Source organism: Vagococcus carniphilus, assembly GCF_014397115.1.
Lineage (GTDB): Bacteria > Bacillota > Bacilli > Lactobacillales > Vagococcaceae > Vagococcus > Vagococcus carniphilus.
The window spans coordinates 1530228-1556650 of the sequence record NZ_CP060720.1; the positions used below are offsets into that span (position 1 = coordinate 1530228).

The following is a 26423-nucleotide window of genomic DNA, read 5'->3' on the forward strand; positions in this document are numbered from 1 at the left end:
CTCAATGAGGTCATCTTCAAAAATTAGGCTAAAAATCTAATTTTTGGAGATGGTTAATTAACCTTGAGTACCTTATTTTTTACTTTTCTAGTATAATAGCTCGTGTTGGACAAGCTTTGTAAGCTTCTAAAATATCTTCTGGAACATCATCAGGAATTGTTATTGCTTCTTCGGCTGTTTTAGCAAATAAAACAATTCCGTTATCATGATAATCAAAAATATTAGGGGCTTTTATTTGGCATAGTCCACAGGCAATACATTTATTTGGTATAATTTTACATAGCATAAAAAAACTCCTTACTGAGGTGCAATATGACATTTTATGAAATATTTATTTTAAGTTGTTACAAAAGTGGTTATCCTATGAGGATGTCCACATTATATCATTTGTTAAAAGGAAAAAAAACATCTTCTGTTTTGACATATGGCTATTTTTATGACAATTTAAATTATTTTAACTTATTACCCAAATTAAAAGAAAAATCATACTATAATTTAATAGAAAAGTTAATTCAAAAAGAGTGTTTAATCGAAGTGGAAAAAGGTATTCTAGGATTATCTGAAACAGGAGTAAGAATTTTAGGTGAGAAGAGTTTTCCAACTTTATCTCAATTAAATCAAATGGAATATTATAAATATGACATGACCTTCTGGGAAAAAATCATGTTTGCGACTCAAGTAATTTCTGAAAAATCTTATCATGAAGGAAAGTATATTCCTATTGAAAATAATCTTTTCAAACAACAGCAATTAAAAAAGTGGCTAAAAAGCCAGAATGAAACATTACCTAGTCAATTTTATAAAGAATGGGAAAAAATATTAGATTTTATTCCAGAAGACAAACAAGTGCTTCTTTTGAGACAATTGGTAGGTCATAATCATATTGGACTCACTCTTAACCAAATTGCTATTGAGAAAGAACAAGATTATTTTTATACATATTTAGAATTCAAAAATTGTCTTCATTATTTTATTCAAATGATAGAAGAACATTTAACAGAATATCCCATATTTCATGAATTGTTAGCTCTTGAGAAATCTTTGGTCAAAACAGATAGTAGTCAGGTATCAAATCAATTATACCGTCAATATGGATCAGTCAGCCAGGTTAGCCAATATAGGAGATTAAAAGAAAGCACAGTAACAGATCATTTGATAGAAAGCTTCTTAAGGCAACCAAGCCTTTCAAATCTACCAAAATTTAATGAGAATACTATAGCAGCTTTAGAAAAGTTAAAATTAAGCCAACCTGATTTCAGGCGGTGGTTATTTAAAGATGCTTGTATGTACGAAGCTGAGTTATCTTTCTACGACTTTAAGTGTTATCAATTCTATTTAGTAGAAAAGGAGAAATTAAATGATTGATACCAAAGAAGCGCTAAAAAAATATTTTGGCTTTGATTCATTTAAAATTGGTCAAAAAGAAACAATTGATTCAATTTTAAGAGGTGCAGATACATTTACAGTTCTTCCAACAGGAACGGGAAAATCACTGTGTTATCAGTTACCGAGCTATCTAATGTCAGGTCAAACAGTGATTGTGTCTCCATTGATCTCTTTAATGGAAGATCAAGTATCACAACTTAGGCAAATGGGTGAAAAATCTGTAATTGCTATCAACAGTACACTAGATTTTTCGACAAAAAAATATGTGTTGGCTCACTTGAAAGAATTTAAATTTATTTTTATTAGTCCCGAAGCTCTTAATCAAGAAGAAGTATTTAACGTTTTTAAGAGATTAAATATTAGTTTGTTTGTTATTGATGAAGCGCACTGTATCTCTGAATGGGGGCATGACTTTAGACCAAGTTATTTACAGCTTAAAGAGAATTTAAACCAATTAAACCAACCGTTAACACTAGCTTTGACCGCCACTGCAACTGAAACGGTCAAAAAAGATATCGAGCAAGAGTTATTTGCCACTCGAGATTTTAATGAGTTTATTTATTCTGTTAATCGTGAAAATATTTACTATCAAGTAGAAGAATGTGAAGATAAAGTAGAATATTTGAAACAATTTTTACTAACCAAAAATAGTCCAGGTATTATTTATTTTTCAAGTAAAAAAGAAGCTGAGAGAGTGGCAATGCTCTTGAATGAGATCCTACCTTACTCTGTTGCTTTTTATCATGGCGATTTATCAGGAGCAGATAGAATAAAAATTCAACAGCAGTTTATCCATGATGAAATAAGAATTTTATGTGCAACGAGTGCTTTTGGCATGGGAGTTAATAAAGAAAATATTCGTTTTGTGATTCATTATCATCTTCCAGATAGTTTGGAAAATTATGTTCAAGAATCGGGCCGAGCAGGAAGAGATGGTAAGCAGAGTATTTCTATCATTTTGTATCAAAAAGGCGATGAACGAATTCATTATTACTTACAAGATGAAAGCTATCATCAAAAGAAAGATTTATTGTTTTTAAAAGGAAAGACAAAAGAAGATTTAAAAAAATATGATAATTCATTGACAGATATTCAAAAAAAGTGGTTGAATATGTTAGAAAAAAATAATTGGAATTGGGAAAAGTTTGAACAGAATTTGAATAGTAAACAGTTTGAAAAGCGGACGAAGACTCAAAAAATGGGATTTTACATTGAAAATAAAAGTTGTAGAAGACAAAGTATTATCAATTACTTTAACAACCATTATGAAAAAGTGTCTCAGGAAATCTGTTGTGACAATTGTACACCAGACAAAATAATAAATTTTGAAGAAAAAGATGGAACAATTTTAAAAAAAGAACCGTTTAATTCTAAAGAGTTATTAAAAAAACTTTTTTTAATATAAATTTTAAAGATTTCTATGTTGTAATATGATAGAATAGATTCAGAAGTTTTGAGGAGGTCAACAAGTGAGTAATAAAGATAAAGATAAAGATGAATTGAACGAACAAGAACCGTGGAATCAACCAATCTATGAAGATCAAGTTGAAACTGAAGACGAAGGTGACTCTAGAGCTGACAGAAGAGTAAAAGAAGAAGGCAAAAACTGGTATGTTATTGTATTAGTTGTCTTGTTATTCTTAATTGTTTTAGTTCCTGTATCTGCTATTTTATATTTAAATATGAATAATAAGATGAATAAGGGCGAAACAAAACCGACTACTGTTGTAGTGGAAAGTAGCTCAAAAGAAAAGAAAAAAACATCTGAAACAAAAACAAGTAGTTCTTCAACATCATCAAGTACAAGTAGTACTACATCAAGCAGTTCTTCAACATCATCAAGTAGTTCATTTGCAGATGTTGAGGTATCGCCAAACGAAGCTCAAAATAATCAAGCAAACCAAAATAACGGAGCAGGCGATGTTAATCAAAATCAACAACAAGCTGCACCAGGTACAACTGTGAACTACGGTGAAGGAGATTCAACAAGAAGTCTTTGGAAAATCGCTACTGATAATGGAATGACAGTTGATGAATTATATCAATTGAATCCAGGTATTGATTCACAAAATGTTCAACCAGGGCAACCAATTAGAATCAAATAAAAAAGTCGTCTTTTGGCGACTTTTTATTTTATAAAGGTAAAGGTGTTTGTTAGACAATGAAAAAAAATATTCAAGTAGCAATTGATGGACCTGCTTCAGCAGGGAAAAGTACAGTAGCAAAAATTTTAGCTAAGAAAAATGGATTTATCTATTGCGATACAGGTGCAATGTATAGAGCGTTAACTCTTGCAGCTATTGAAAATAATACTAATATGGATTCAGAAAAAGACTTATTAACATTATTAAATCAACTAGTAATTTCATTTAATCAACAAGTTGATGGACAACATGTTTTCTTAAATGATAGAGATGTAACCTTATTGATTAGAGATAATAATGTAACAAATTCTGTATCAAAAGTTTCTGCTTATAAAAGTATTAGAGAAGAGATGGTTTTGAGACAACAGAAAATCGCTGAGTCAAATAGTATCGTAATGGATGGTAGAGATATTGGAACTGTTGTGTTACCAAATGCGAGCTTAAAAATCTTCCTTGTAGCTAGTGTAACAGAAAGAGCTGAACGTCGATTTAAGGAAAATATTTCAAAAGGAATCGACACTGACTTTGAAGCCCTAAAAAAAGAAATTTCTGATAGAGATCATTATGATTCTACAAGAAAAAATTCACCTTTAGTTCAAGCTGAAGATGCTATTTTAGTGGACACTTCAGGATTAAATATTGAAGAGGTTGTCTTAAAAATAGAAAAGTTAATGGAAACCGCGATATAATGTATAAAAAGAACATTTTACTCTAGTAAAGTGTTTTTATTTTAGGTAGAATAGATATATAAATATGTGTTGAAGAATTGTTGTCGAGGAGGATGGGAAAATGGCAGAGCAAAATAACGAAGAAATGTTAAATGCAATGGCTAGTGTACAAGAAGTAAAAGTTGGAGATTTAGTGAAAGGTGAAGTTCTTACTGTTGACGATAATAAACAAGCAATCGTAGGAATTATCGGAGCAGGAGTTGAAGGCGTTATTCCTTTAAAAGAACTTTCAACTATTCCTGTTGATAATGTGACTGATATTGTTAATATTGGTGATGTAATTGACCTAGTAGTTATTTCTGAAATCGGAAAAGATAAAGAAAACGGAAGTTATTTACTTTCTAAAAGACGTGTGGATGCTAAAAAAGTTTGGGAAGATATCGAAAAAGCTTTTGAAGCAGGAGAAATTATCGAAGCACCTGTTACAGATGTTGTCAAAGGTGGTCTAGTTATTGATGCTGGTGTACGTGGATTTGTTCCTGCATCAATGGTTGAAGATCATTTTGTTTCAGACTTTGAAGATTACAAGGGAAAAACTTTAGCATACAAAATTATTGAAATTGAACCATCAGAAAACCGTTTAATTCTATCTCACAGAGCAGTTGTTGAAGTTGAAAAAGAAGCTGCTAAAAAAGAATTGATGGAAAAAATTGGTGCTGGTGATGTTGTTGAGGGAACTGTAGCTCGCTTAACTAACTTTGGAGCTTTTATTGACTTAGGTGGTGTGGACGGATTAGTTCATGTGTCTGAGATTTCATACAGTCATGTAGACAAGCCAGAAGATGCTTTAACAGTTGGAGATAAAGTAACAGTTAAGGTATTAAGCATTGATCCTGAAAAAGATAGAATCTCATTATCTATTAAAGAAACACTACCTGGACCTTGGGATAATATTGAAGAAAGAGCAGCAGTCGATTCAATATTAGAAGGAACTGTTAATCGCTTAACTTCATTTGGAGCTTTTGTTGAAGTATTACCTGGAGTAGAAGGATTAGTTCATATTTCTCAAATTTCTCATAAACATATCGCTACACCACATGAAGCTTTACAAGAAGGTCAAGTTGTAACAGTGAAAGTTTTAGATGTTAGCGAAGAAAACAAACGTATTGGTTTAAGTATCAAAGCGTTAGAAGAAAAAGAAGAAGATGAAGTAGTCGTTGAAGAAACATATGAAATGCCAGAAGAATCAACAGGATTTACATTAGGCGACGTAATTGGAAACGACTTAAAAGAAGATTAGAAAGAAAAAGTCAGATTTTTTTCTGACTTTTCTTTTTTTTGTCAGCTTTTACTTGCATGGTGAGGAACTATCGGCTAAACTTTATAAGAATGTATTATGTTAATAAATAGGAGGTGGCCATGATGGCGAACCCGACACTAGCAATAGTTGGAAGACCAAACGTTGGAAAATCCACATTATTTAATCGAATTGCTGGAGAAAGAATTTCCATTGTAGAAGATATACCAGGAGTAACAAGAGATCGAATCTATGCCCACGGAGAATGGCTAGGAAGAGAGTTTAATGTAATTGATACAGGTGGTATCGAAATGAGTGACGAACCATTCATGGATCAAATTAAACATCAAGCAGAAATAGCGATTGAAGAAGCAGACGTTATTTTGCTTATTGTTAGCGGTCGTGAAGGAATTACAGATGCAGATGATTATGTTGCCCGTATTCTTTATAAGAGTGAAAAACCGGTTATTCTAGCGGTTAATAAGGTAGATAATCCAGAAATGAGAAATGATATCTATGAATTTTACTCATTAGGTTTAGGTGATCCCATTCCAGTATCAGGAAGTCATGGGATTGGCTTAGGTGACGTTTTAGATAAGGTGTGTGAGCACTTTGAAATGGTTCCTGAGCAAGAAGAAGATGATACAATCCGTTTTAGTTTAATCGGAAGACCAAACGTTGGAAAATCTTCATTGATAAACGCTATTTTAGGTGAAGAGCGTGTGATTGTGTCTGATATTGCTGGAACAACGAGAGATGCGATTGATACTTCATTTGTTTCTCCAGAAGGCCAAAAATTTGAGATGATAGATACTGCCGGAATGAGAAAAAAAGGCAAGGTCTATGAAAATACAGAGAAATACAGTGTTATGCGTTCTATGCGTGCCATTGACCGTTCTGACGTTGTATTAGTTGTCTTGAATGCAGAAGAAGGTATTCGTGAATATGACAAACGAATTGCCGGATTTGCTCACGAAGCTGGTAAAGGGGTTATCATTGTTGTTAATAAATGGGATACTCTAGAAAAAGATAACCATACAATGAAGAACTTTGAAGAGGATATTAGAAAAGAGTTTAGGTATCTAGATTATGCACCAATTGCTTATGTTTCTGCTAAAACGAAACAACGTCTACATACATTACCTGAAATGATCGAAACAGTTAGTCAAAATCAAAACCTTAGAATTTCATCATCTGTTTTAAATGATGTCATTATGGATGCAGTAGCAATTAATCCAACACCAACTGATAAAGGTAAACGATTAAAAATATTCTATGCAACTCAAGTAGCAGTGAAACCACCAGCATTTGTCATTTTTGTTAATGAAGAAGAGTTAATGCATTTTTCTTATGCCAGATTTTTAGAAAATCAAATTCGTAAGGCATTTGGCTTTGAAGGAACTCCAATTCGAGTGATTCCTAGACGTAGAAAATAAAAAAGTGCATTTTAGCATAGTTGGTTTTCAATTTCAATATCTATCTATTTAATTGAAAAAAAGTTATTAAAAAAGCTTAAAAACATTGCTATCACTTGTTTCTTGTGTTATCTTTGTTTAAGAAATATTAATTGAAATATTTCCAAACATCATTTTTGGACCACTCAAAAATGATCGCCTAAAATATGATGTCAAAGATAAACATCAATTTCCTTTTCGAGGAGGTGAAATTATAACATGGCTAACAAAGCAGAATTAATCGAAAAAGTTGCAGAAGCAACAGGATTAACAAAAAAAGACGCAACTTCATCAGTTGACGCTGTATTTGCTTCAATCCAAGAATTTTTAGCTGAAGGCGAAAAAGTTCAATTAATCGGTTTTGGTAACTTCGAAGTACGTGAAAGAGCTGCCCGTAAAGGACGCAACCCACAAACTGGAGAAGAAATCCAAATCGCTGCAAGCAAAGTACCTGCGTTCAAACCAGGTAAAGCATTAAAAGATGCAGTAAAATAATGAGTAAATAAAAAAAACAGTTCTGATTTTCAGAACTGTTTTTTTTATTTAACATCTTTTTTAATAATAAAAATTTCAACACGTCTATTTTTTGCCCGGTTCTCATCGTTGTTATTTGGAACTTTAGGTTTAAATTCACCATATGCTTGAATAGAAACACGATTCTCACTGATGCCATGATGTTTCACTAAGAATTCCATGACAGATATTGCTCTAGCAGCACTTAACTCCCAGTTTGAATCATATTGTGCAGTTTGATTTGGAATATTATCTGTATAACCAGCAATGATTAAATCGTTATCCAAATCCTTTAATGAGTCAGCTATTTTTTTAACGATATCTTCAACTGAAGAAGGGATGTCTGAACTTCCTGGTGAAAAGAGAAGGCCACTTTTAATGGCAATTCTTAAACCATCTTGTTCTAAATCTACGTCAATATCTTCGCTGTGACCGGCTTTTGTTAGTTCATCTTTAATTGAATCACCAGCCGCTTTTATTTTCTGTTCATCATTTGATAGGTTTTCATCTTCTTTTTCGTCTTCCTTATCTTTTTTAGATTTAGAATGACGAACAGATTGCTTAGGGTGTGCAGGTAAGATACCACCATTACCTCCACCACTTTGTCCTGATAAAATGACATTAAATTCGTTACTTAATTCATCAATTTTCCCTTCATTTGCACTTGCCATAGCAAACATAACAATGAATAGAGCCAAAAGTAATGTCATCATATCAGAGTACGGAAGTAGCCAACCCTCGTCTGCGTGTTCTTCAGGTTTCTTTTTACGCTTCAATCCCAATCAACTCAACTTCCTTATTTATTCTTTGCCAGATTTTTCGTTAGGGTCTAGCATTCCTAAAAGCTTACGTTCGATGGTATTTGGATTGTGACCTGCTTGAATAGCTAAAACGCCTTCAACTGTAATCATCATGTTTTTAACTTCAGTTTCTGACTTTCTAGTTAATCTAGATCCAAAAGGTATGAATAATACATAACCAAAGAAAATACCATAAAGAGTTGCCACAAAGGCAGCAGAAATCATATGACCTAAGGCATTAACATCATTTAGATTACCAAGCGCGCCAATCAAACCAATTACGGCACCTAAAACACCCAGAGTAGGAGCTGATGATCCAGCGGTCTTAAACATTGCTGAACCAACACGATGTCTTTCTTCAAGAGCAGCGATTTCGTTTGATAAAACTTCTTCAATTTGATCAGCATTAACCCCATCAACAACCATTTCCATTCCATTTTTTAAAAACGGGTCTTCTAAGCTGTCAACTGTTGATTCAAGAGCTAAAATTCCTTCTTGTCTAGCTTTTTGAGCTAAGGACATGATTGTTTCAACCAAATCTTCAGGCTTAGTGTTTTCCTTACTCTTAAATAAAACCCCGATAATTTTAGGCAATCGTTTAATATCATTTTTTGGATAAGCATTAACAAGTGCAGCTAATGTACCGACTCCAATAATAATTGCCGCAGCGGGGTTTAAAAGAACCATGGCATCAGCACCCTTTACAATCATCCCAACGATAACTGAAATAAACCCCATAATAATTCCTAAAATTAAAAATATGTCCATATCCGATTCCCCTAATCCCTTTATTTTTTAGGTTGTTTTGATTACATTTAAATATTTAAACAATATTAAAAACACCACAATAAGATATATCGGATAAAGTTAACATGGAATTAATACTTATCAAAATTAAAATTAGATGAGAGAAAACTTTTTTGTTTTAGTTTTCGGTTAATTTTGTTTGCTTAACTTGATCAAAAATTTGTTTTTTTTGTTTTTTTTAGAATATGTCAATTAAAAAAAATAAAAATATTCAAAATTGCGTTTCGATGCGCAAAAATTGACTCGAATTACATTTTTTTCTAAGATATAATTCATCCCGTGTCGAGGTTAGTGAATCATCTTTCAGTTATTTTATTAAAATGCGACACTGGTAAATAGACAGTCAAGCGCAATTTGTCAAGGGAGGGGAAAATTGTAATGACGTTTAATAACTTGAATTTGTTAAATACGGCAATGAATGCTGCTGATTTGAGACAAAAGGCAATATCTAACAATGTTGCTAATGTTAATACGCCAGGTTTTAAAGTAGAACGTGTTTCATTTGAAGAAAAATTAAAGAATGCTTTATCTGCAGATGGAATAGAGCTAACAAGAACAAATGACAATCATTTGTCTATTAGTGGTCAAAAGGAAAATTTGACACCAGAGGTTTATCGTAAAACGAATACATCTGTCAAAGAAAATGGGAATAACGTTGATTTAGATGTAGAAATGTCGGAAAAATCAGTTAATGAGCTGTACTATAATGCTCTAACTAGACAAGTTAATCATGAATTGTCTCAGTTAAATTATGTTATTAATCATTAATAAGGAGGAGACACATGAGTATTTTTGATTCTTTTAACATTAACACAAGTGGTCTTTCTTTAGAGAGACTCAAACTAGATACAATATCCACTAATATAGCAAATGTTAATACAACACGGACTGAAGAAGGTGGTCCGTACAAACGAAAAGAAGTAATGTTTCAAGAGAGCTTAAAAAAAGCTAGTGCGACAGATCCAACAAAAAGTGCAGGTGTAAAGCCGACACAAATTCGTGAAGATCAAGATACTAGAATTATCTATCAACCGGAGCATCCAGACGCAGATGAAAATGGCTATTTGGAACTCCCGAATGTTAACTTAAGTGATGAAATGATAAATATGATGAATACAGTAAGAACCTATGAAGCAAATGCATCAGCGTTTGAATCTAGCAAAAATATGATGAAAAAAGCATTAGAAATATCTAAAGATTAATTAGGTCGAAAAAGGAGGGACTTGTAATGAATGTTTCTACGGAAAATATCAATTTGATAAAAGATTATCAAAAACAGTTAAAGGCTGAATTAATAACATCAAAAGACACAGAGAATTCAGAAAATTCCGATAATAGTAAAGAGTTTTCAAGTTTGTTGACGGAAGCCATTGATAATGTCGATACAGTTGTATCTAAAAGCAATGAGAATGTTCCCAAACTAATTACTGGTGACTTGGATAATATTCATTCCGCAATGATTGATATGTCAACTTCCCAAATTGTTTTACAAAGTGCCGTTCAAGTTCGCAATAAGTGTATTGAAGCTTATAACGATATTAAAAACATGCAATTTTAACGGAAATGGTGAAGGGAATTGGTTATAGAACATGGAAAGAATTCAGGAGCTAAAAAATAAACTTACTGACAAATGGAAAGAATTAAGCAGATTAAAACAAATTAGTTTTACATTAGCTTTGCTGAGCGTGATAATCGTTATTCTTATCTCTACTTACATGTTAAATAAAACAGATTACTCGACTTTATTTTCAGATTTGACTGATGAAGAGTCTGGCAATATAACGAAAGTTTTAGAAGAGAATGAAATTAAGTACAAGCTTGAAGAAAAGGGAAGTAAAGTTTTAGTTGAATCAAGTCAAATCGATAAAGTTAGAATTGATTTAGCTGTTGAAAATAAGCTTCCTAACAAATCAACTGGTTTTGAAATTTTTGATGAGAAAAATATGATGGCAACAGATGAAGATAGAAAGATTATGTATCAAAGAGCAGTAGTTGGTGAGCTGCAAAGATCTATTGAATCATTATCAGCAGTTAAGCAAGCTAAAGTGATGCTTGTGACTCCTGATAAGAGTATTTTTGAAGAAAAAAATAAAGAATCTACAGCTTCTATCGTTCTTAAACTTCAAAAAGATCAAGCGCTTAGTGAAGAAACAGTTAAAGGAATTGCCTCTTTAACAAGTGGCGCAGTAGAAAATTTACCTCAGAAAAATATTAAAATTGTTGATGAGCAAGGAAATGTATTATCTGATATTCTGGACGATAAAAAAATGTCAGGTGTTAGTGATTTAACAACTAAATACCAAAAATTAAAAGATGATTTAGAAGAAAAACTTGAAGGAAAAACAAAATCATTACTTGGTTCTCTTTTTGAAAAAGATGCTTTAAATTTAGCAGTTAATGTGGATTTAGATTTTGATTCAATTGAAAAGACAACCGTTAAGTATGATAAGCCAAAAGTTAGAAGTGAAGTCATTCAGGCTGGTGGAGATACCATTAATCAACAACAAGTTGATGATGGAACGGTTAAGGATAATGTAGCTAATGTTATTGGCAATAATGAAAACGGTACTAAATCGTACAATCATACGATAAATAATGAGTTAGACACTGAAACAACCAAAATATTAAATGCACCAGGAGTTGTTAAACGTGTCACTGCTTCAGTTTTAATTAAAGAAAATATCTCTAATCAAGAAACAAGACAAATTGAAGAGCTTGTACAATCAGCAATCGGATACGAAAGAGAACGAGGCGATAAGGTTTCCGTTCAAGCTATTAAATTTGCTGAGGACGAACAAGTTAACCCAGTTGAAGAGTTATCAGATGAATCATTCTTTAAACGATACTTAACTAGCCCAATTGTTTGGGGCGTTTTAGCAGGAATTTTATTATTAGTTATAACATTAATTATTCTAGTCGTTAAGAGAAGAAGTAAAGATAAAAACTCAGATGACTATTTTGAAATGGATCTTGATGTGACAGAAGATTTTGAAGAAGAAGCTCAACCAATATTAGAACAACAACCAATCATTCCAATTAAGCCAGAGCCAAAAGAAAAAGCCGTGAGCAAGGAGATTGATCAGGTAGTGAAAAATATTGAAGAAAATCATCAACGTATCATTCAAGATGATTTGGCTAATGAGTTAGAACAAAGAGAAAAACAAAAAGCGCAAGAAATATTAGAGCGTGAAGTGCAAGCGAAACGATATGCAAAAGAAAATCCTGATCTTGCAGCAGAATTAATTAAAGTTTGGATGAAAGATAAGTAGGTGAATCAATGGAAAATGTAGATGGAACAACAAAAGCAGCACTTTTATTGATTTCACTGGGATCTGAAACGTCTGCTCAAATTATGAAATTACTACCTGAAAAATACATACAAAAGGTCAGTTATGAAATTGCTAACATTGATTATGTTAAGCCAGAAGATCGAGAGTTAGTTATTGAAGAGTTTGTTCAAATGTCGACAGCTAGAAGACATGTTATTGATGGTGGGATTGACTACGCTGTTGATTTATTAAATAAAGCACTGGGTGCTCAAAAAGCAAAAGAAGTTGTTAGTGTTTTAAATCAAATTCAATTAAGAGAAAGACCTTTTAATATCGCGCGAAAAGCAGATACACAACAATTAACTAACCTTTTACTAGGAGAACACCCGCAAACAGTTGCATTGATTTTATGTTATATGCAACCTGATAAAGCAGCAGAAGTTTTAGCTCATTTTCCTGATAATAGACAAGCAGAAATTGCAGAGAAAATTGGAACTATTTCAAGTACATCTCCTATTATTATTGAAAAAATCGAAAAAGTTATTGAGAATAAATTCTCTAATTTTGTGGAAAATGATACTGAGAATGTCGGTGGTGTTAATACATTAGTTGAGATTCTAAATTCAGTTGGTAGAAGTACTGAGAAGAATATTATTTCTGATTTAGAAAAACGTCAACCTGAGTTATCTGAAGAAATTAAAGCTAATTTATTTACTTTCGAAGATATTGTTGGTTTGGAAAAATCAGACGTTCAAAAAGTATTACGAGATGTCAATCACGATGTGTTGGTATTGGCGCTTAAAGGTGCATCTGAAGGAATTAAAGAATTTATTTACAGTAACCAAAGTTCTCGTTCTGTTGAAATGCTGAAAGAGGACCTACAGTTCTTAGGACCTGCACGTTTATCAGCAGTCGAAGAAGCACAACAAAATATTGTAGCTGTTATACGTAGACTGGATGAGGAGGGAGAAATTTACATCGGAAGAGGTGACCAAGATGCTGTCATCTCGTAAATTTTTCAAGAATGCAGAAGTTGTTGAAGAGAAAAATATAAAAAAAATCGAGACAACACATATTCCGAAAAAGAAAAAACAAGAGATACCTCATGAGAATCAAGATCTATCTGTTTCTGATTTGAAACAGATAGAACACGATTTTTATCAATCTCAAAAGAGAAAACAAGAGATGTTTGATCAATCACTTCAAAAAACTCGTGATGATTATTTATTAATGATAAAAAAAGAAAAGCAAAAATTTTTTCATGAGTTGTTACGCTTAAAAGAAGAGGTGCTACAAAAATCCTTGGAAGAGGGCGAACAAATTAAACAAGAAGCCTATCTCGCTGGTGTAAAGGAAGGTCAATTAGACGGTTTTGAATCTGGAAAAGAATCAGGATTTGATGCAGGTCTTAAAGAGGCAGAGTCATTGAAACAAAATGCTCTTTCTATTATTGAACAAACAAACGAAGCGATGAATGCCTACCAAAAAGAAAAGCAAGAAGATTTTATTAAAGCCTCAGCTTTGATGGCAGAAAATATTATTAATCAGGAATTATCTCTTTCAGAAGATAAATTAAAACTTTTACTACAACCAGTTTTAAATAAGGTAGAAAAAGCAGATAATTTTATCACCATTTTTGTGACCAAAGATAATTTGGAGAATACAAATCTTTACATGGAAAAAATGAAAGAGCAATTTGCTGGATTAAAATTTGCTGTACTAGTAGATGAAGCTCTAGAAACAAACGGTTGCGTGATTGAAACAAACTATGAAGTGATTGACTTACAAATAAAAAAACAACTGGATGCAATGGTTAAAGATTTGATGAAGGAGAATGACGATGACTGATTTAATTCCTTTAGAAAAAATCAAAAAGAAATTAACGAACCAAAATTACTTTCTGAAATATGGAAAAGTAACTCAAGTCGTTGGTTTGATTATCAAAGTTGAAGGTTTAAACGTTTTTATAGGGGAAGTTTGTCAAATTGAAATACTAAAATCTAATAGACAGGTAATGGCAGAAGTTGTTGGTTTTGTTAATAAAACAGTTCTTCTAATGCCTCTGGATGAATTAGATGGCATTGGGCCAGGTTGCTTAGTTAAGCCAACAGGTTCAGCTTTAGAAATTGAGATAAACGATAATTTGTTAGGTCAAACATTAGATGGATTAGGTCGCGTTTTAACCAACAATGAAGAAATTAGTGGTGAAAAATATTCTGTTAATAGAGAATCACCAGATCCTTTTAAACGCAGAAGAATAGAAACTGTTATGAGTACTGGTGTTAAAGCCATTGATGGTATTTTAACAGTTGGTGAAGGTCAAAGATTAGGAATTTTTGCCGGTAGTGGTGTAGGTAAAAGTACGCTTCTTGGCATGATTGCAAGGTATTGTGAAGCTGATGTTATTGTTATTGGTCTAATTGGAGAACGTGGTCGAGAAGTTACTGAATTTATTGAAAATGATTTAGGGCCAGAAGGTTATAAGAAATCAATTATTGTCTGTGCTACTTCTGATCAACCACCATTAGTTAGGTTAAAAGGTGCCTTTGTAGCAACAGCCATTGCTGAATATTACAGAGATCAAGGGAAGAAAGTTATCTTGATGATGGATTCAGTCACTAGGTTTGCTATGGCACAACGTGAAATTGGTCTAGCAACTGGAGAACCACCAACTTCAAAAGGGTATACACCATCAGTATTTACGATGTTACCAAAATTATTAGAAAGAAGTGGGATGTCTGAAACAGGATCCATCACTGCATTTTACACGGTTCTAGTCGAAGGGGACGATATGAATGAACCGATAGCTGATGCTGTGCGTGGTATTTTAGACGGTCATGTCATTTTATCTAGAAAAATAGCTGGAGAGAATCATTATCCTGCTATTGATATTCAACAAAGTTTAAGTCGTTTAATGAAAAGTATCGTTCCAAATGAGCAATACAAAAAAGCTGGTTTACTTAAAGAAAATCTAGCTGCTTATGCCGAAGCGAAAGATTTAATTGATATTGGTGCTTATAAAATAGGTACCAATCCCAAAGTTGACCAAGCTATCCAATTGAATGAAGAAATCAAAAGTTTCTTGAAACAAAATGTTGATGAGCCGTCAACATATACAGAAACCGTAGAATCATTGAACCGGGTGTTTATGTAACTAAAGCATTGTAAGGGAAGGGTGAGATGATTGAAGAAATACAAGTTTTCTTTAGATAACGTTTTAAATTGGCGTGAATTACAAGAAGAAGAAGCTAAAAAAACTTTTTTAATCTATCAACAAGCTCAAAAAGAACAAGAAGAAATTTTAAATGAATACAAAGAAGCAAGTCAAGCGATGAATGAATCAACCGAAAGCTTGACGAATATTAATAAATTGAGACAGCAGTTTGTTTACAAAAACTTTTTGGATAATCAAATTGTTAAGCAACAAGCAACTGTCGATCAATATAGTAATGAAACAAGTAAAAAAATGTCGGTTTTTGTTGATGCTCAAAAAGAGCGCAAAATAATGGAACGTTTAAAAGAAAAACATTATGACAATTACTTACTACAAGAAAAAAGTGAAGAGCAAAAAGAATTAGATGAAATGGGAACGTTAAGATTTAGTTACTCATTTTTATAGAATCAAAAGGAGGAATAGCTTTTGGATGAACTAGTTGCTCTAACAACCCCACTGATTAATCAGAATAGTTTACCTGGAACAAGTGTATCTGTTGAAATGCCAACAATTGATTTTTCAGCACTTTTAAATCAGGAAATAGAACAGATGAATGCGGTTGAAACGAGTACAGAAAATCAATCAAATAAAAATGAAGCACAAGCAGAAGATTTATTACCACAGTCTGAAGTCACTCTAAATGAAGTACCAGTTGACTCGTTGGAAAAAGTTTTAGTAATGGAAAAAGAAACAGCAGATCAACCTGTTGAAGAACCTACAAAACTTCCTGAAGACAAACAAGAGCCAAGTGTTTTAACGAATTTGGCTCACTTACCATTTCTTTCTGATCCGCATATTAAAGAAGAAGTAAGTTTGCCTACTGAGAATTTAGAAGTAGTTCCTGTGACTGAAGCTATTGAAGAGGTTGAATTAAAACCAATTGATACTGAGATTAAAGAAGTTATTTCTAAAAATGACATGGTAAAACCAGAACTTGTAAATACTCAAGAAGATGCAAAAAAAGTTGATTTAGATTCTAAATTACCTTTAAAAGAGTTCAATCAGAATCTTGAATTAACAAGTTCTAAATTAATGGTAAATGAGAAACTGCCACAAGGTGACAGTGAGATAAAATTAGCATCTATACAACTAAAGGCAGGTAATCAGCAAAATTCAATTAGCGAACCTAATGTGGAAGAAAATGTTGAACTGAAACCATTTATAGAAGCTATTAATGACAAATTAAAAGTGTCAGAAACTTCATTTGAAGAGACTACTAAACTTAGTCAGGTAAGTGGTAGAGAAGTTTCAGAGTTAGCACAACCTGTTGAAGTTTTGAATCAAGTTTCTAAAAATCAAATAGCAACAAATGAGTCTGCAAAACTAGCTCCAACTAACACTGAAAAAGTCACTTTTCAACAAGAGAATGTCACTGATATCGTTTCATCAATAAAAAATGAATCAGAATTTTTAGTAGAGGGAAAAACACATCAATTTAAACTTTCTTTAAAACCGGATAAATTAGGTGATTTAGATATTTTATTAGATGTTAAAGATGGGAAAGTATCAGCTAAATTTTTAGTTGAAACAGAAAAAATTAAAGACTTGGTAAAAACAAGTCTGCCTATCCTACAAGAAGCTTTGACGAAACAAAACATTGTTGTAGAAAAAGCTGATGTCTCGTTAAATTTTTCTGAAAACAGTTCGTTTCAGTTTGGTGGAGATTTAAGTGGGAGACAACAACATCAAGGTAAATTACCAAAATCGACTAAATTATCTCAACAATATCAAACAACTGATAATTACGAAGAGACAAGTCGAGCTGGTGAGTTAGATTCTGTAGATATTTTAGTTTAAGGAGGAGAACGTAGATGACTGATATTAAGCAACAATTACCAGTTGGTACAAGACAAATGGGGAATACAGCTGGTTTTTCAACAGAAAGACAAGATAAAAAAAATGGAATCAAAATGGATGACTTTTTAAAAATTCTTGCAGCTTCTATGAGTAATCCTTCGCTATCAGGTTCAGAAGGTGGAGGAAACAGTGGAACGGATTACATTTCACAGTTAGTCCAATTTACAACACTGGAGCAGCTACAAGAACTTGGTAGTAATTTAGAATACACCATGATGATGACTCAGCAGCAACAAGCTATCAGTATGGTTGGGAAAAAAGCAACAATGTTTGATAATGGTAAGAATATTACCGGTACGATTGAAAAAGTAAAATTTTCAAGTGGATTTGCCACATTAGTCGTTGATGGAAAAGATTATTTGATGAGTCAAATGATTGAAGTTGGCGAATAATTTTAATAAGGGAAGCACATGTGTGCTAGTAAGGGGAGAACAAAATGCTTAAATCATTATATTCAGGTGTAAGCGGGATGAAGAGCTTACAAACAAAGATGGACGTTGTATCAAATAATATCGCTAACGTAAATACGTTTGGCTTTAAAGCAGGAAGAGTTAGATTTCAAGATTTAATGAGTCAAACAGAAGCAAGTGCTCAAGGGCCAACTGTAACTGGTGCTGGTGGAGTGAATGCTAGACAAGTTGGTTTAGGTGTTAAAGTTGGAGCAATTGATACGTTTACTGGAAACGGTACACCACAACCAACTGGACGTCCTCTTGATTTTGCGATTGATGCTGGTGGTTACTTTGTTTTACAAAAAGACGGTAAAGATGAAACAAAATACTATACGCGTGATGGTGGTTTTACTTTAGATAGTACAGGAACGTTAACAAATGCTGATGGTTATAAAGTAATGGGATATCAAACAGATGATAAAAAGCCTATTTTAAATGATAAAGATTTTAACCCTGATGAAAAACTGAAAAAAAATGGTGTTAGTGAAATAAAAATTGAGAATACAATTAAAGACAAGGATGGAAATGATATTAACCTTGTAAATTATTCAATTGATTCAACAGGTCTTGTTACTGGTAAATATAGCGATGACAACACTTATATTTTAGGACAAATTTCAATTGCAACTTTCTCAAACCCAGATGGTTTAGAAAAAGTTGGTGGTAATAACTTTGTTCAATCAGGTAACTCAGGAGATCCAACCATGGTAAGAGCTGGTGAAGATGGAAGTGGTCGTTTAGTTCAAGGAACATTAGAAGGTTCAAACGTTGACTTGGCTAACGAGTTTACTGAAATGATTATCGCAAGTCGTGCTTACCAAGCTAACTCAAGAAGTATCACAACTTCAGATGAAATGTTACAAGAATTGATTAACTTAAAACGATAAAATAATGAACCAAGTCTGGTGCTTGGTGAAAGGTAGGTAGTTCCATGATTAAACTAACTAGTATGAATCATCAAACATTTTTTATTAATTGTTCTCTGATTTACCGTATTGACCAAGCACCCGATACAGTCATTACTTTAACAGATGGAAAAACATTAATGGTTAAAGAAAAACCAGAAGAAGTAGTGGCGTTATTTTTAGACTATCAAAAACAAGCGTTTGGACACATACCAACGCTTGATAATTAGAGCAGAGGTGCAAGAGATGCAAGAGGAAATTTTGGAGGAAGAAGTAAACCAACCTAAAAAAGATAAGAAAAATATTATTCTGATTGTGGTTGTAGCAGTCGTAGGAATTATTGCTGGAACAGCAGGAACTTTTTTCGGCAATACGATTTCAAACAAGGTACATGGAAAAGAAACGCCACCTGCAGTTGAACAAAAATTTAGTGATAGTGAAGTAACTGTTGCGTTAGATGAATTTTTGATTAACTTGGCTGAAGGTAAAGATGAAGAGATGAGCTATATTCGAATTGAGTTATCTTTATTAACGACAAGCGAAAAAAATGCTGAAGTTATTAATACAAGTAAAGATTTAATTCGTGATAGCGTCGTTAACAAATTAAGACAAAAGAATGCTGAAAGTATTTTGGCTGATAAAAATGGTGTGAATAAACTAAAAAATGAATTGAAAGATCAGATTAATAAAGATTACGGTTCAGCTTTAGTGAGAGAAGTATTTATTACTAATTTAGTTATTCAGTAAAAAAGAAGGAGAAAAGATGACAAGTTTTTTTTTATTATTTAAAAGTATTGTTTTTTTAGTGGTAATTATCTTGCTTATCCAAATTACATTAACTTATGTTAATAAGTTTAACCAAACTCAAAGTAAAAACATAGAGATTATTGAAAAATTGTCGGTAAGTAAAGATTCCTCAATGGCAATTGTTCTTGTTTGCGGAAGTTATTATTTGATGAGTTTAACTCCAAGTAGTAATCAAATGATCAAAAAATTGAATGAGATAGAAGTCAGAGAAATCCAGATTCAACAAATGGTTGACACTGAGTTCCAACAAAAAAGACAAGAGCAATTCTTGATGCAATGTCAGAATTGGTTTAAAAAGTTTAAAAAAAAGGGGATCAAGAATGGAAAAGCAGATTAAAAAGATAATTTCTTTATTAGTTCTTGGTCTCTTTTGTCTACCTTCAAAAGTAGTTGCTGTAGACGTTAATGAATTAACTGATACAGTCAATAAATTATCAGGCAATACAGGGTCACCAGACTCTGTTAAATTGTTTGTTTTAATGACTGTATTAACGTTAATACCAGCTTTATTAGTATTAACGACTTCATTTACTAGAATTATTATGGTGTTGTCTTTTGTTAGAAGTTCACTTGGAACTCAGCAAACACCTCCAAATCAAGTGTTAATGGGAATTGCTTTGTTTTTAACGTTTTTTATTATGCAACCTGTTTACAACGAAGTTAACAAAACGGCTATCCAACCATTAATTAAAGATGAAATTACACAAGCTGAAGCAATTGGATTAGCTGAAAAACCGATTAAGAAATTCATGCTAAAAGAAACAAGAGAAAAAGATTTGAGTCTTTTTGTTAAACATTCTAATCAAAAGAAAGTTAAAAATCCAGAAGACTTACCAATTCATGTTGTAACACCCGCGTTTTTAATCAGTGAATTAAGAACAGCTTTTAGTATTGGTTTTTTAATTTTTATTCCATTTTTAATTATTGATATGGCAGTCTCGAGTATTTTAATGTCCATGGGAATGTTTATGCTTTCACCTGTGATGATTTCTCTACCCTTTAAATTACTATTATTTGTATTAGTAGATGGTTGGTATTTGGTAGTGGAAACACTTGTTAGAGGATTTCAGTAGAAGGGGTTTTTTAAATGACTATACAAATGGTTTTAGATGTCATGCATCAAGCTTTTATAAAAGTGATATTGATTGCAGGCCCTATTTTGATACTAGCAATGGTTGTAGGATTAGTTATTAGTATTCTTCAAGCGACAACTCAAATTCAAGAGCAAACACTAAGTTTTGTTCCTAAACTATTAACCGTTTTTATTAGTTTAATTGTCTTAGGTAACTTTATGATTAATATTTTAGTTGAATTTACAAAGAGTTTATTCAAAATTATGTCTTCATTATAGGTTAGGTGGAATATGAATGATACGCTTGTAACATTTTTATTAATATTTTGTCGAATAACAAGTTTTATGGTGATTTCACCTGGTTTTTCGTTAAAACAAGCACCTAAGTTGATGAAGGCGCTCCTAAGTATCGCTTTTAGTTTAAGTGTTTTTAGTGTTATTTCAGAGAAAGTAGTAATTGAAAGTGTTTACTTATTATTATTTTATGTTGTTAAAGAAATACTGGTTGGACTGGCTATTGGTTTTATTGTTCAACTTATTTTTTCTGGTATTGAAATGGCCGGACAAATTGTCGATTTTCAGGTTGGATTTTCAATGGGGTCTGTTTTTGATCCAGGTGTAGGAATACAAGGATCTAACTATGGAAGATTATATTATTGGTTAGCTTTAAGTTTGTTTTTTTTCTCTGATATGCATCATCTTGTCATTGAAAATTTATTAAACTCATTTGAGGTTGTTCCAATCACTGAAGCCGTTTTAAAAGGGACAACAGTGGATGGTATGATCCTTTTATTTGTAGAGGTATTTAAAATAGCCGTTCTTTTAGCAGCACCCGTTGTTTTAGTTGCCTTAGTAACAGATTGTGTATTGGGAATAATTTCAAGAAGTGTGCCACAAATTAATGTGTTGATGCTTGGTATGCCAATGAAAATATTAATAAGTTTTTTATTTATGCTTTTATTCTTACCTAATCTGATTCAATCCATTAGTAATGTCTTCCCAACTATTGACCGGTATATGAAAGAATTTATTGATGCCTTAGTGAGGTGAGGAAATGTTTGAAAAAGATGGTAAGACAGAAAAACCAACCGCAAAGAAGCTAAAAGATGCTAGGAAAAAAGGGGACGTTGTTAAAAGTCCGGAACTAATATCAGCTGTTTCTTTTTTGATTTTCTCAATCTTTTTTATTCCTTTGTGGGAATATGTGATACGAGAATGTGAAGGGATACTAAAAAGTTATTTTTCAATCCAATATGACCCTCAATATTTAGAAAATAATCTAAGTGCAATTGGTATTCAAAATATTATCAAATTGTTCTTAATTATAGCTCCTTTTTTAGTTATTGGTTTTTTTAGTGCTTGGCTAAGTAATTTAGTTCAAGTTGGTTTTTTATTTACATCGAAACCGTTTAAACCTGATTTTAAAAAATTGAATCCAGTTAGTGGTTTTAAAAATCTTTTTAATAAAAAAGCTCTTTTTACATTAGTAAAAAACATGGGCAAATTAGCACTCATTTTCTTCTTAACCTTAAAGGAAATTAAAGTTGTATTGGTTGATTTTTTCAATAGTGCTTCAGTTGGGATTGAAGTTTTACCAACTTTTATTTTAACGTTTTTAAAGTCACTGAGTTTAAAGATTGCTTTAATTCTTTTTGTGTTAGGTATTCTTGATTACGGTGTTCAGTGGTTAGAATTTAGAAAAAAACTAAAAATGACCAAACAAGAAGTCAAAGAAGAATTCAAGCAACAAGAAGGAGATCAACAAGTTAAAGCGCAACGTAAGGGAATGTACCAGCAAATGATGTCTGAAATGATGAGTCAAGTTAAAGATGCGACTGTTATTTTGACCAACCCTACTCATTTAGCAATTGCGATTGCCTATGATAAAGAAAATGATGGGGCGCCAATTGTTGTCGCTAAGGGTGCTGATTTAATGGCAAAACGGATTCGAGAAGAAGCTAAACTTAATAAAGTCCCTATCCTAGAAAATAAACCCGTTGCTCGTTCACTTTATAAATCAACAGACATAGGGGAAGCAATCCCTGTTGAAATGTACGAGACGATGGCAGAAATTCTTGCCTTCGTTTACCGAATGAACGAAGAAAATAAACATAAAATTTAAAATCTTATCAATGTATTAGTCGTACTAAAAACTTGATAAGTTAATAGGAAAAAATAAATAACTTGATAAAGGAGGAAAAAAGTGTTCTCAAAAATTAATTTAAAGAATATGAACTATTCTGATGTGATTATCTCCTTTATGGTTGTAGCAGTTATTGGTTTAATTATTATTCCGTTACCTAGTACTATCTTAGATTTTCTGATTATTATTAATATGACAATCGGAATCAACATTTTACTGATTACGCTTTTTACAAAAAGTGTTTTAGAATTTGCTACCTTTCCAACATTACTTTTGATAACGACAATGTTCCGTTTAGGTCTGAATATATCTTCTACTCGTTTGGTATTAACCCAAGGAAATGCCGGTCATGTCATTGACGCATTTGCTAATGTGGTAGCTGGAAATAACTATATTGTCGGAGCAGTTATCTTTATCATTATTACAATCATTCAAATGGTTGTTGTCACTAATGGTGCAAGTCGTGTGTCTGAAGTTTCAGCAAGGTTTACATTAGACGCGATGCCAGGGAAACAAATGGCAATTGATGCGGATTTAAATGCTGGTTTAATTTCTGAAGATGAAGCTAAAAAACGAAGAAAAGATTTGCAACGTGAAGCAAGTTTTTACGGAGCAATGGATGGTGCTAGTAAGTTTGTTAAGGGAGATGCTATTGCGGGTATTATTATTACTTTGATTAACCTTCTAGGTGGTATCTTAATTTTCTCAATTTCTCAAGGAATGGGTGTTGGAGAAGCTCTGGATACATTCGGAAAACTAGCAATTGGAGATGGATTGGTTAGTCAAATTCCATCATTACTTATTTCAGTTTCTTCTGGGATTATTGTAACGAGATCAGATGATGATTCAACGTTTGGATCAGCTATCAAAAAAGATTTCTTCCCTAATCCATTAATTGCAGGAATTGTAGCATGTGTTCTATTCATTATTGCTCTTGTTCCAGGATTTCCTAAAATCCCTTTCTTCATTATGTCAGGTGTGTTTGGTTTCATTGCCTACAAGAAATATGAAAAAGAAGATTTGGAAGAACAACGAATGGTCGAAAGAAGACAGGAACTTTTACTTCTTCAAAAAGAAAAAGAACTTGAAGAAGATGACAGTGTATCTTCTTTCCAAGTAGAACCTATTTCAATTGAGATTGGCTATACCTTAATTCCGATGACTGATGACAGTATAGATAATTCGTTAATGAAACAAATTATTAATATTCGAAAACAGTGTGCTCATGAATTAGGTGTTTTACTAACACCCATTCGGATTCGAGATAATCTACAACTTGGTCCAAATGATTATTGTATCAAGATTAAAGGAAATGAAGTTGCTAGAGGTGAAATTTATCCAAGTAAATTCATGGTAATTAATCCAGAAAATGATCAATTGAACCTGGATGGAATTCCAGCAAAAGAGCCAGCATTTGGTTTAGATGCTTTATGGATTGATGAGCATGATAAAGATGTTGCAGATATCCATGGTGCGACAATTGTAGAACCAGTAACAGTTATTGCAACCCATTTAAAAGAAGTTATTTATAGTAATACAGCTGAGCTTTTAGGTCGTCAAGAAGTAAAACATCTGCTTGAAGGAATTAAAGATAAATATAATGTGGTAATCGATGAGTTGATTCCTGAAATTATGCGTTTAGGAGAAGTTCAAAAAGTATTACAAAATTTATTAAAAGAGCAGATTCCAATTAATGACTTGGTGACTATACTGGAAACATTAGCCGATTACGGAACGACAACAAAAGATGTCGAAATTCTAACAGAACATGTTAGACAATCTCTAAAAAGAACAATTGTAAAGCAGTATCTAGGGGAAGATGGTGTTTTACGAGTAATTACGCTTCATCCAGAAGTGGAGGAATTGGTTTCAAAAAGTACACAAAAAACGACTTCAGGATCAATTCCAGTTTTAAAACCAGAAACAATTACTCAATTATTCGATTCAATTAATGGCGTTCATCAAGAATTAACGACACAAAATGTTCAACACGTTATTTTAGCTTCACCCACAACGCGTTTAACATTTAGGAAATTAATCTCATATAATTTTCCTGCTCTAGCAGTTATTTCTTTAAATGAAGTGCCAAATGAAGTTGAAATTGAAACAGTGGGGATGTTATCGCTATAAGGAAACATCATTCAATCAATATAATATAGAACATTATTAAGTTTTATAAGGGAAGGGGTAATTGTTGTGTATGAAGTTGATTACGAACAAGAAATTGTTAAATATTTACCTTTTGTAAGAAGAGTCGTTAATCGGATTGAAATTAAATCGACTGATTATGATAAAGATGACTTGTTTAATATTGGTGTCATAGGTTTAATGGATGCCTTAAAAAAATTCGATGTCACCAAAAAAGTATCATTTGAAAGTTATGCTTATATTCGAATTCGAGGAGCTATTATTGATGAAATAAGAAAAACGTCAAGAGTTTCAAGAACAAGAATGGGGCATTTGGATCAATTTTATAAAGCAAAAGAAAAAATTGAAAGAGAAAAAATGACATCAGCAACTGATAAAGAGATATGTGAAGAGCTTGGAATAGATGGGAAACAACTTTCTAAGATTCATGAAACAGTTCACTACTTAGCAAATATTTCTTTAGAAGATACGATTTTTACTTCTCAAGGAGAATCATTAGAGCTTAAAGATGTTGTAGAAGATACCCAAATGATACCTTTTGATGAACTCTTATTAGATGATGAAAAGAAAAAAGCACTGAGAACATGTGTTGATAAGCTCTCAGAAAGAGAACAAATCATTTTAAATTTATACTATGTAGAAGAGCTGACGTTAAAAGAAATCGCTGAAGTACTAGAGGTGTCAATCCCTCGAGTTTCTCAATTACACGGTAAAATATTAATTAAACTAAAAAATATGATTGAGGAGGAACTGGCATGATAAGAAGTATGAATACACTTCAAAAAAACTTAAATATCTTGCAAAAAAAGCAAGAAAATATTAGTTCGAATGTCTCAAATATCAATACATATGGTTTTAAAAAACAACAGTTAATTCAAAAAACAGAACCGGAAAAAGAAATGTTCAATCATTTGAACGGCCCTAAGTTGAATAAAAGAAATGATATAGGTTCTTTTATTTTTGGTAATCGAATTGACGAAATCAATAAAGATATGAGCACTGGCAATATTAAGCCAACCAATAAGATGTCTGATTTTGCTGTTCTTGGAGAAGGATTTTTTAATGTCCAATTACCAGATGGAACTATTGGTTATACCAAGAACGGTCATTTTGAAGTTAACGCACAGAATCAACTGGTCACTCAAGAAGGTTACGTAGTAGTTTCTGAAAATGGAGGGCCGGTAAATACAAATGAAGCTTATCCTAAATTTAGATTAACCCGGTTTAATGATCCTGCTGATTTAACAGCAAGAGGAGAGTCTTTATTCACAGCTGGAAATGGTGGAGTGAATGATACACAAAGTCGAGTGGAACAAAGAATGTTAGAAGCTTCAAATGTCGATATGGTGGATGAAATGACTACTTTAATGCAAACCGCTAGAGAGTTTGAAATCAATCAAAAAGCACTACACGCATCAGATGAAACATTAAGAAAATTAACTAATGAGATAGGTCGAGCTTAACTAAGCTCGACCTTTAAGAAGGGA

At 32.4% G+C, this 26423-nt stretch carries 31 protein-coding genes; 28 read left to right on the forward strand and 3 right to left on the reverse strand.

Going from position 1 to position 26423, the window contains the following annotated elements; genetic code table 11:
* Positions 1-79: 79 nt before the first annotated feature.
* Positions 80-286: a ferredoxin gene (locus tag H9L18_RS07545; RefSeq protein ID WP_126793065.1), complete on the reverse strand. Its 207-nt coding sequence runs from the start codon at positions 284-286 to the stop codon at positions 80-82.
* Positions 287-363: 77 nt separating this feature from the next.
* On the opposite strand from H9L18_RS07545, the gene H9L18_RS07550 reads away from it, so the two are divergent.
* The 7 genes from H9L18_RS07550 to H9L18_RS07580 all read left to right on the forward strand — a co-directional run bounded on the left by H9L18_RS07550 (position 364) and on the right by H9L18_RS07580 (position 7444).
* Entirely contained in the window at positions 364-1365 is a 1002-nt protein-coding gene (locus H9L18_RS07550) for a YpbB family protein (protein ID WP_185847455.1), read from the forward strand.
* Positions 1358-2791, forward strand: a complete 1434-nt coding sequence (locus H9L18_RS07555; protein ID WP_126793069.1) for a RecQ family ATP-dependent DNA helicase — start codon at positions 1358-1360, stop codon at positions 2789-2791. The genes H9L18_RS07550 and H9L18_RS07555 overlap by 8 nt, the downstream gene beginning before the upstream one ends.
* A gap of 64 nt (positions 2792-2855) precedes the next feature.
* Positions 2856-3491 carry a LysM peptidoglycan-binding domain-containing protein gene (locus tag H9L18_RS07560; RefSeq protein WP_126793071.1) on the forward strand — a complete coding sequence of 212 codons (636 nt, stop codon included), beginning with the start codon at positions 2856-2858 and terminating at the stop codon, positions 3489-3491.
* 56 nt (positions 3492-3547) lie between these two features.
* Entirely contained in the window at positions 3548-4219 is a 672-nt protein-coding gene (cmk, locus tag H9L18_RS07565) for a (d)CMP kinase (protein ID WP_126793074.1), read from the forward strand.
* A gap of 100 nt (positions 4220-4319) precedes the next feature.
* On the forward strand, positions 4320-5498 hold the full coding sequence (gene rpsA, locus H9L18_RS07570; protein ID WP_126793076.1) for a 30S ribosomal protein S1: 1179 nt from the start codon (positions 4320-4322) through the stop codon (positions 5496-5498).
* Between the two features lie 122 nt (positions 5499-5620).
* Positions 5621-6931: a ribosome biogenesis GTPase Der gene (gene der / locus H9L18_RS07575; RefSeq protein WP_126793079.1), complete on the forward strand. Its 1311-nt coding sequence runs from the start codon at positions 5621-5623 to the stop codon at positions 6929-6931.
* A 237-nt stretch (positions 6932-7168) separates the two neighbouring features.
* Positions 7169-7444, forward strand: a complete 276-nt coding sequence (locus tag H9L18_RS07580; protein ID WP_086343077.1) for an HU family DNA-binding protein — start codon at positions 7169-7171, stop codon at positions 7442-7444.
* Positions 7445-7488: 44 nt separating this feature from the next.
* On the opposite strand, the gene H9L18_RS07585 is transcribed toward H9L18_RS07580, so the two are convergent.
* Both H9L18_RS07585 and motA read right to left on the reverse strand, forming a co-directional pair.
* Positions 7489-8244, reverse strand: a complete 756-nt coding sequence (locus H9L18_RS07585; RefSeq protein ID WP_126793081.1) for an OmpA/MotB family protein — start codon at positions 8242-8244, stop codon at positions 7489-7491.
* Between the two features lie 18 nt (positions 8245-8262).
* On the reverse strand, positions 8263-9030 hold the full coding sequence (motA, locus tag H9L18_RS07590; RefSeq protein WP_126793083.1) for a flagellar motor stator protein MotA: 768 nt from the start codon (positions 9028-9030) through the stop codon (positions 8263-8265).
* Positions 9031-9447: 417 nt separating this feature from the next.
* Between motA and flgB the strand changes: the two genes are divergently transcribed.
* The 21 genes from flgB (at position 9448) to H9L18_RS07695 (ending at position 26399) form a co-directional block, all read left to right on the forward strand.
* Positions 9448-9837: a flagellar basal body rod protein FlgB gene (gene flgB / locus H9L18_RS07595; RefSeq protein WP_126793085.1), complete on the forward strand. Its 390-nt coding sequence runs from the start codon at positions 9448-9450 to the stop codon at positions 9835-9837.
* A 14-nt stretch (positions 9838-9851) separates the two neighbouring features.
* On the forward strand, positions 9852-10271 hold the full coding sequence (flgC, locus tag H9L18_RS07600) for a flagellar basal body rod protein FlgC (RefSeq protein ID WP_126793087.1): 420 nt from the start codon (positions 9852-9854) through the stop codon (positions 10269-10271).
* Positions 10272-10297: 26 nt separating this feature from the next.
* Positions 10298-10627, forward strand: coding sequence for a flagellar hook-basal body complex protein FliE (fliE, locus tag H9L18_RS07605; RefSeq protein ID WP_126793089.1), 330 nt, complete (start codon positions 10298-10300; stop codon positions 10625-10627).
* Between the two features lie 31 nt (positions 10628-10658).
* A complete protein-coding gene (fliF, locus tag H9L18_RS07610) occupies positions 10659-12338 on the forward strand; it encodes a flagellar basal-body MS-ring/collar protein FliF (protein ID WP_126793091.1) in 1680 nt (559 codons plus the stop codon).
* Between the two features lie 8 nt (positions 12339-12346).
* A complete protein-coding gene (fliG, locus tag H9L18_RS07615; RefSeq protein ID WP_126793093.1) occupies positions 12347-13351 on the forward strand; it encodes a flagellar motor switch protein FliG in 1005 nt (334 codons plus the stop codon).
* Positions 13335-14186 carry a FliH/SctL family protein gene (locus H9L18_RS07620; protein ID WP_185847456.1) on the forward strand — a complete coding sequence of 284 codons (852 nt, stop codon included), beginning with the start codon at positions 13335-13337 and terminating at the stop codon, positions 14184-14186. Before fliG ends, H9L18_RS07620 begins: the two co-directional genes overlap by 17 nt.
* Positions 14179-15492, forward strand: coding sequence for a flagellar protein export ATPase FliI (fliI, locus tag H9L18_RS07625; protein WP_126793097.1), 1314 nt, complete (start codon positions 14179-14181; stop codon positions 15490-15492). Before H9L18_RS07620 ends, fliI begins: the two co-directional genes overlap by 8 nt.
* Before the next feature lie 30 nt (positions 15493-15522).
* On the forward strand, positions 15523-15957 hold the full coding sequence (gene fliJ / locus H9L18_RS07630) for a flagellar export protein FliJ (RefSeq protein ID WP_126793100.1): 435 nt from the start codon (positions 15523-15525) through the stop codon (positions 15955-15957).
* A gap of 21 nt (positions 15958-15978) precedes the next feature.
* Positions 15979-17349 (forward strand): flagellar hook-length control protein FliK, encoded by a 1371-nt coding sequence (locus H9L18_RS07635; protein ID WP_126793102.1) that lies wholly within the window; start codon positions 15979-15981, stop codon positions 17347-17349.
* 14 nt (positions 17350-17363) lie between these two features.
* Positions 17364-17801, forward strand: coding sequence for a flagellar hook capping FlgD N-terminal domain-containing protein (locus H9L18_RS07640; protein ID WP_126793104.1), 438 nt, complete (start codon positions 17364-17366; stop codon positions 17799-17801).
* A 44-nt stretch (positions 17802-17845) separates the two neighbouring features.
* Entirely contained in the window at positions 17846-18748 is a 903-nt protein-coding gene (locus tag H9L18_RS07645) for a flagellar hook-basal body complex protein (protein ID WP_126793106.1), read from the forward strand.
* A 44-nt stretch (positions 18749-18792) separates the two neighbouring features.
* Complete coding sequence (locus H9L18_RS07650; RefSeq protein WP_126793108.1) at positions 18793-18996, forward strand: flagellar FlbD family protein; 204 nt, start codon at positions 18793-18795, stop codon at positions 18994-18996.
* A 16-nt stretch (positions 18997-19012) separates the two neighbouring features.
* A complete protein-coding gene (locus H9L18_RS07655; protein WP_126793111.1) occupies positions 19013-19513 on the forward strand; it encodes a flagellar basal body-associated FliL family protein in 501 nt (166 codons plus the stop codon).
* Between the two features lie 16 nt (positions 19514-19529).
* Positions 19530-19910 (forward strand): flagellar biosynthetic protein FliO, encoded by a 381-nt coding sequence (locus H9L18_RS07660; protein WP_126793113.1) that lies wholly within the window; start codon positions 19530-19532, stop codon positions 19908-19910.
* Complete coding sequence (gene fliP, locus H9L18_RS07665; RefSeq protein ID WP_126793115.1) at positions 19894-20646, forward strand: flagellar type III secretion system pore protein FliP; 753 nt, start codon at positions 19894-19896, stop codon at positions 20644-20646. Before H9L18_RS07660 ends, fliP begins: the two co-directional genes overlap by 17 nt.
* A gap of 14 nt (positions 20647-20660) precedes the next feature.
* The gene (fliQ, locus tag H9L18_RS07670; protein ID WP_126793117.1) at positions 20661-20924 is read left to right on the forward strand and encodes a flagellar biosynthesis protein FliQ; all 264 of its coding nucleotides are present in this window, start codon (positions 20661-20663) and stop codon (positions 20922-20924) included.
* A 12-nt stretch (positions 20925-20936) separates the two neighbouring features.
* Positions 20937-21695: a flagellar biosynthetic protein FliR gene (gene fliR, locus H9L18_RS07675; RefSeq protein ID WP_126793119.1), complete on the forward strand. Its 759-nt coding sequence runs from the start codon at positions 20937-20939 to the stop codon at positions 21693-21695.
* A 4-nt stretch (positions 21696-21699) separates the two neighbouring features.
* Entirely contained in the window at positions 21700-22767 is a 1068-nt protein-coding gene (locus tag H9L18_RS07680) for an EscU/YscU/HrcU family type III secretion system export apparatus switch protein (RefSeq protein ID WP_126793121.1), read from the forward strand.
* 108 nt (positions 22768-22875) lie between these two features.
* Entirely contained in the window at positions 22876-24918 is a 2043-nt protein-coding gene (gene flhA / locus H9L18_RS07685; protein ID WP_126793435.1) for a flagellar biosynthesis protein FlhA, read from the forward strand.
* 66 nt (positions 24919-24984) lie between these two features.
* On the forward strand, positions 24985-25695 hold the full coding sequence (locus tag H9L18_RS07690; RefSeq protein WP_126793127.1) for a sigma-70 family RNA polymerase sigma factor: 711 nt from the start codon (positions 24985-24987) through the stop codon (positions 25693-25695).
* Positions 25692-26399 carry a flagellar hook-basal body protein gene (locus H9L18_RS07695; RefSeq protein ID WP_126793129.1) on the forward strand — a complete coding sequence of 236 codons (708 nt, stop codon included), beginning with the start codon at positions 25692-25694 and terminating at the stop codon, positions 26397-26399. Before H9L18_RS07690 ends, H9L18_RS07695 begins: the two co-directional genes overlap by 4 nt.
* Positions 26400-26423: the final 24 nt, after the last annotated feature.

Coding starts and splice junctions, on each gene's coding strand:
- H9L18_RS07580 (WP_086343077.1), top strand. CDS start 7,169: ATGGCTAACAAAGCAGAATTAATCGAAAAAGTTGCAGAAGCAACAGGA.
- H9L18_RS07620 (WP_185847456.1), top strand. CDS start 13,335: ATGCTGTCATCTCGTAAATTTTTCAAGAATGCAGAAGTTGTTGAAGAG.
- H9L18_RS07555 (WP_126793069.1), top strand. CDS start 1,358: ATGATTGATACCAAAGAAGCGCTAAAAAAATATTTTGGCTTTGATTCA.
- flgB (WP_126793085.1), top strand. CDS start 9,448: ATGACGTTTAATAACTTGAATTTGTTAAATACGGCAATGAATGCTGCT.
- flhA (WP_126793435.1), top strand. CDS start 22,876: ATGAACTATTCTGATGTGATTATCTCCTTTATGGTTGTAGCAGTTATT.
- fliP (WP_126793115.1), top strand. CDS start 19,894: ATGGAAAAGCAGATTAAAAAGATAATTTCTTTATTAGTTCTTGGTCTC.
- H9L18_RS07655 (WP_126793111.1), top strand. CDS start 19,013: ATGCAAGAGGAAATTTTGGAGGAAGAAGTAAACCAACCTAAAAAAGAT.
- cmk (WP_126793074.1), top strand. CDS start 3,548: ATGAAAAAAAATATTCAAGTAGCAATTGATGGACCTGCTTCAGCAGGG.
- fliE (WP_126793089.1), top strand. CDS start 10,298: ATGAATGTTTCTACGGAAAATATCAATTTGATAAAAGATTATCAAAAA.
- H9L18_RS07640 (WP_126793104.1), top strand. CDS start 17,364: ATGACTGATATTAAGCAACAATTACCAGTTGGTACAAGACAAATGGGG.
- H9L18_RS07545 (WP_126793065.1), bottom strand. CDS start 286: ATGCTATGTAAAATTATACCAAATAAATGTATTGCCTGTGGACTATGC.
- fliF (WP_126793091.1), top strand. CDS start 10,659: ATGGAAAGAATTCAGGAGCTAAAAAATAAACTTACTGACAAATGGAAA.
- fliQ (WP_126793117.1), top strand. CDS start 20,661: ATGACTATACAAATGGTTTTAGATGTCATGCATCAAGCTTTTATAAAA.
- H9L18_RS07660 (WP_126793113.1), top strand. CDS start 19,530: ATGACAAGTTTTTTTTTATTATTTAAAAGTATTGTTTTTTTAGTGGTA.
- flgC (WP_126793087.1), top strand. CDS start 9,852: ATGAGTATTTTTGATTCTTTTAACATTAACACAAGTGGTCTTTCTTTA.
- fliI (WP_126793097.1), top strand. CDS start 14,179: ATGACTGATTTAATTCCTTTAGAAAAAATCAAAAAGAAATTAACGAAC.
- H9L18_RS07645 (WP_126793106.1), top strand. CDS start 17,846: ATGCTTAAATCATTATATTCAGGTGTAAGCGGGATGAAGAGCTTACAA.
- fliR (WP_126793119.1), top strand. CDS start 20,937: ATGAATGATACGCTTGTAACATTTTTATTAATATTTTGTCGAATAACA.
- H9L18_RS07695 (WP_126793129.1), top strand. CDS start 25,692: ATGATAAGAAGTATGAATACACTTCAAAAAAACTTAAATATCTTGCAA.
- motA (WP_126793083.1), bottom strand. CDS start 9,030: ATGGACATATTTTTAATTTTAGGAATTATTATGGGGTTTATTTCAGTT.
- H9L18_RS07680 (WP_126793121.1), top strand. CDS start 21,700: ATGTTTGAAAAAGATGGTAAGACAGAAAAACCAACCGCAAAGAAGCTA.
- fliG (WP_126793093.1), top strand. CDS start 12,347: ATGGAAAATGTAGATGGAACAACAAAAGCAGCACTTTTATTGATTTCA.
- der (WP_126793079.1), top strand. CDS start 5,621: ATGGCGAACCCGACACTAGCAATAGTTGGAAGACCAAACGTTGGAAAA.
- H9L18_RS07650 (WP_126793108.1), top strand. CDS start 18,793: ATGATTAAACTAACTAGTATGAATCATCAAACATTTTTTATTAATTGT.
- rpsA (WP_126793076.1), top strand. CDS start 4,320: ATGGCAGAGCAAAATAACGAAGAAATGTTAAATGCAATGGCTAGTGTA.
- H9L18_RS07550 (WP_185847455.1), top strand. CDS start 364: ATGAGGATGTCCACATTATATCATTTGTTAAAAGGAAAAAAAACATCT.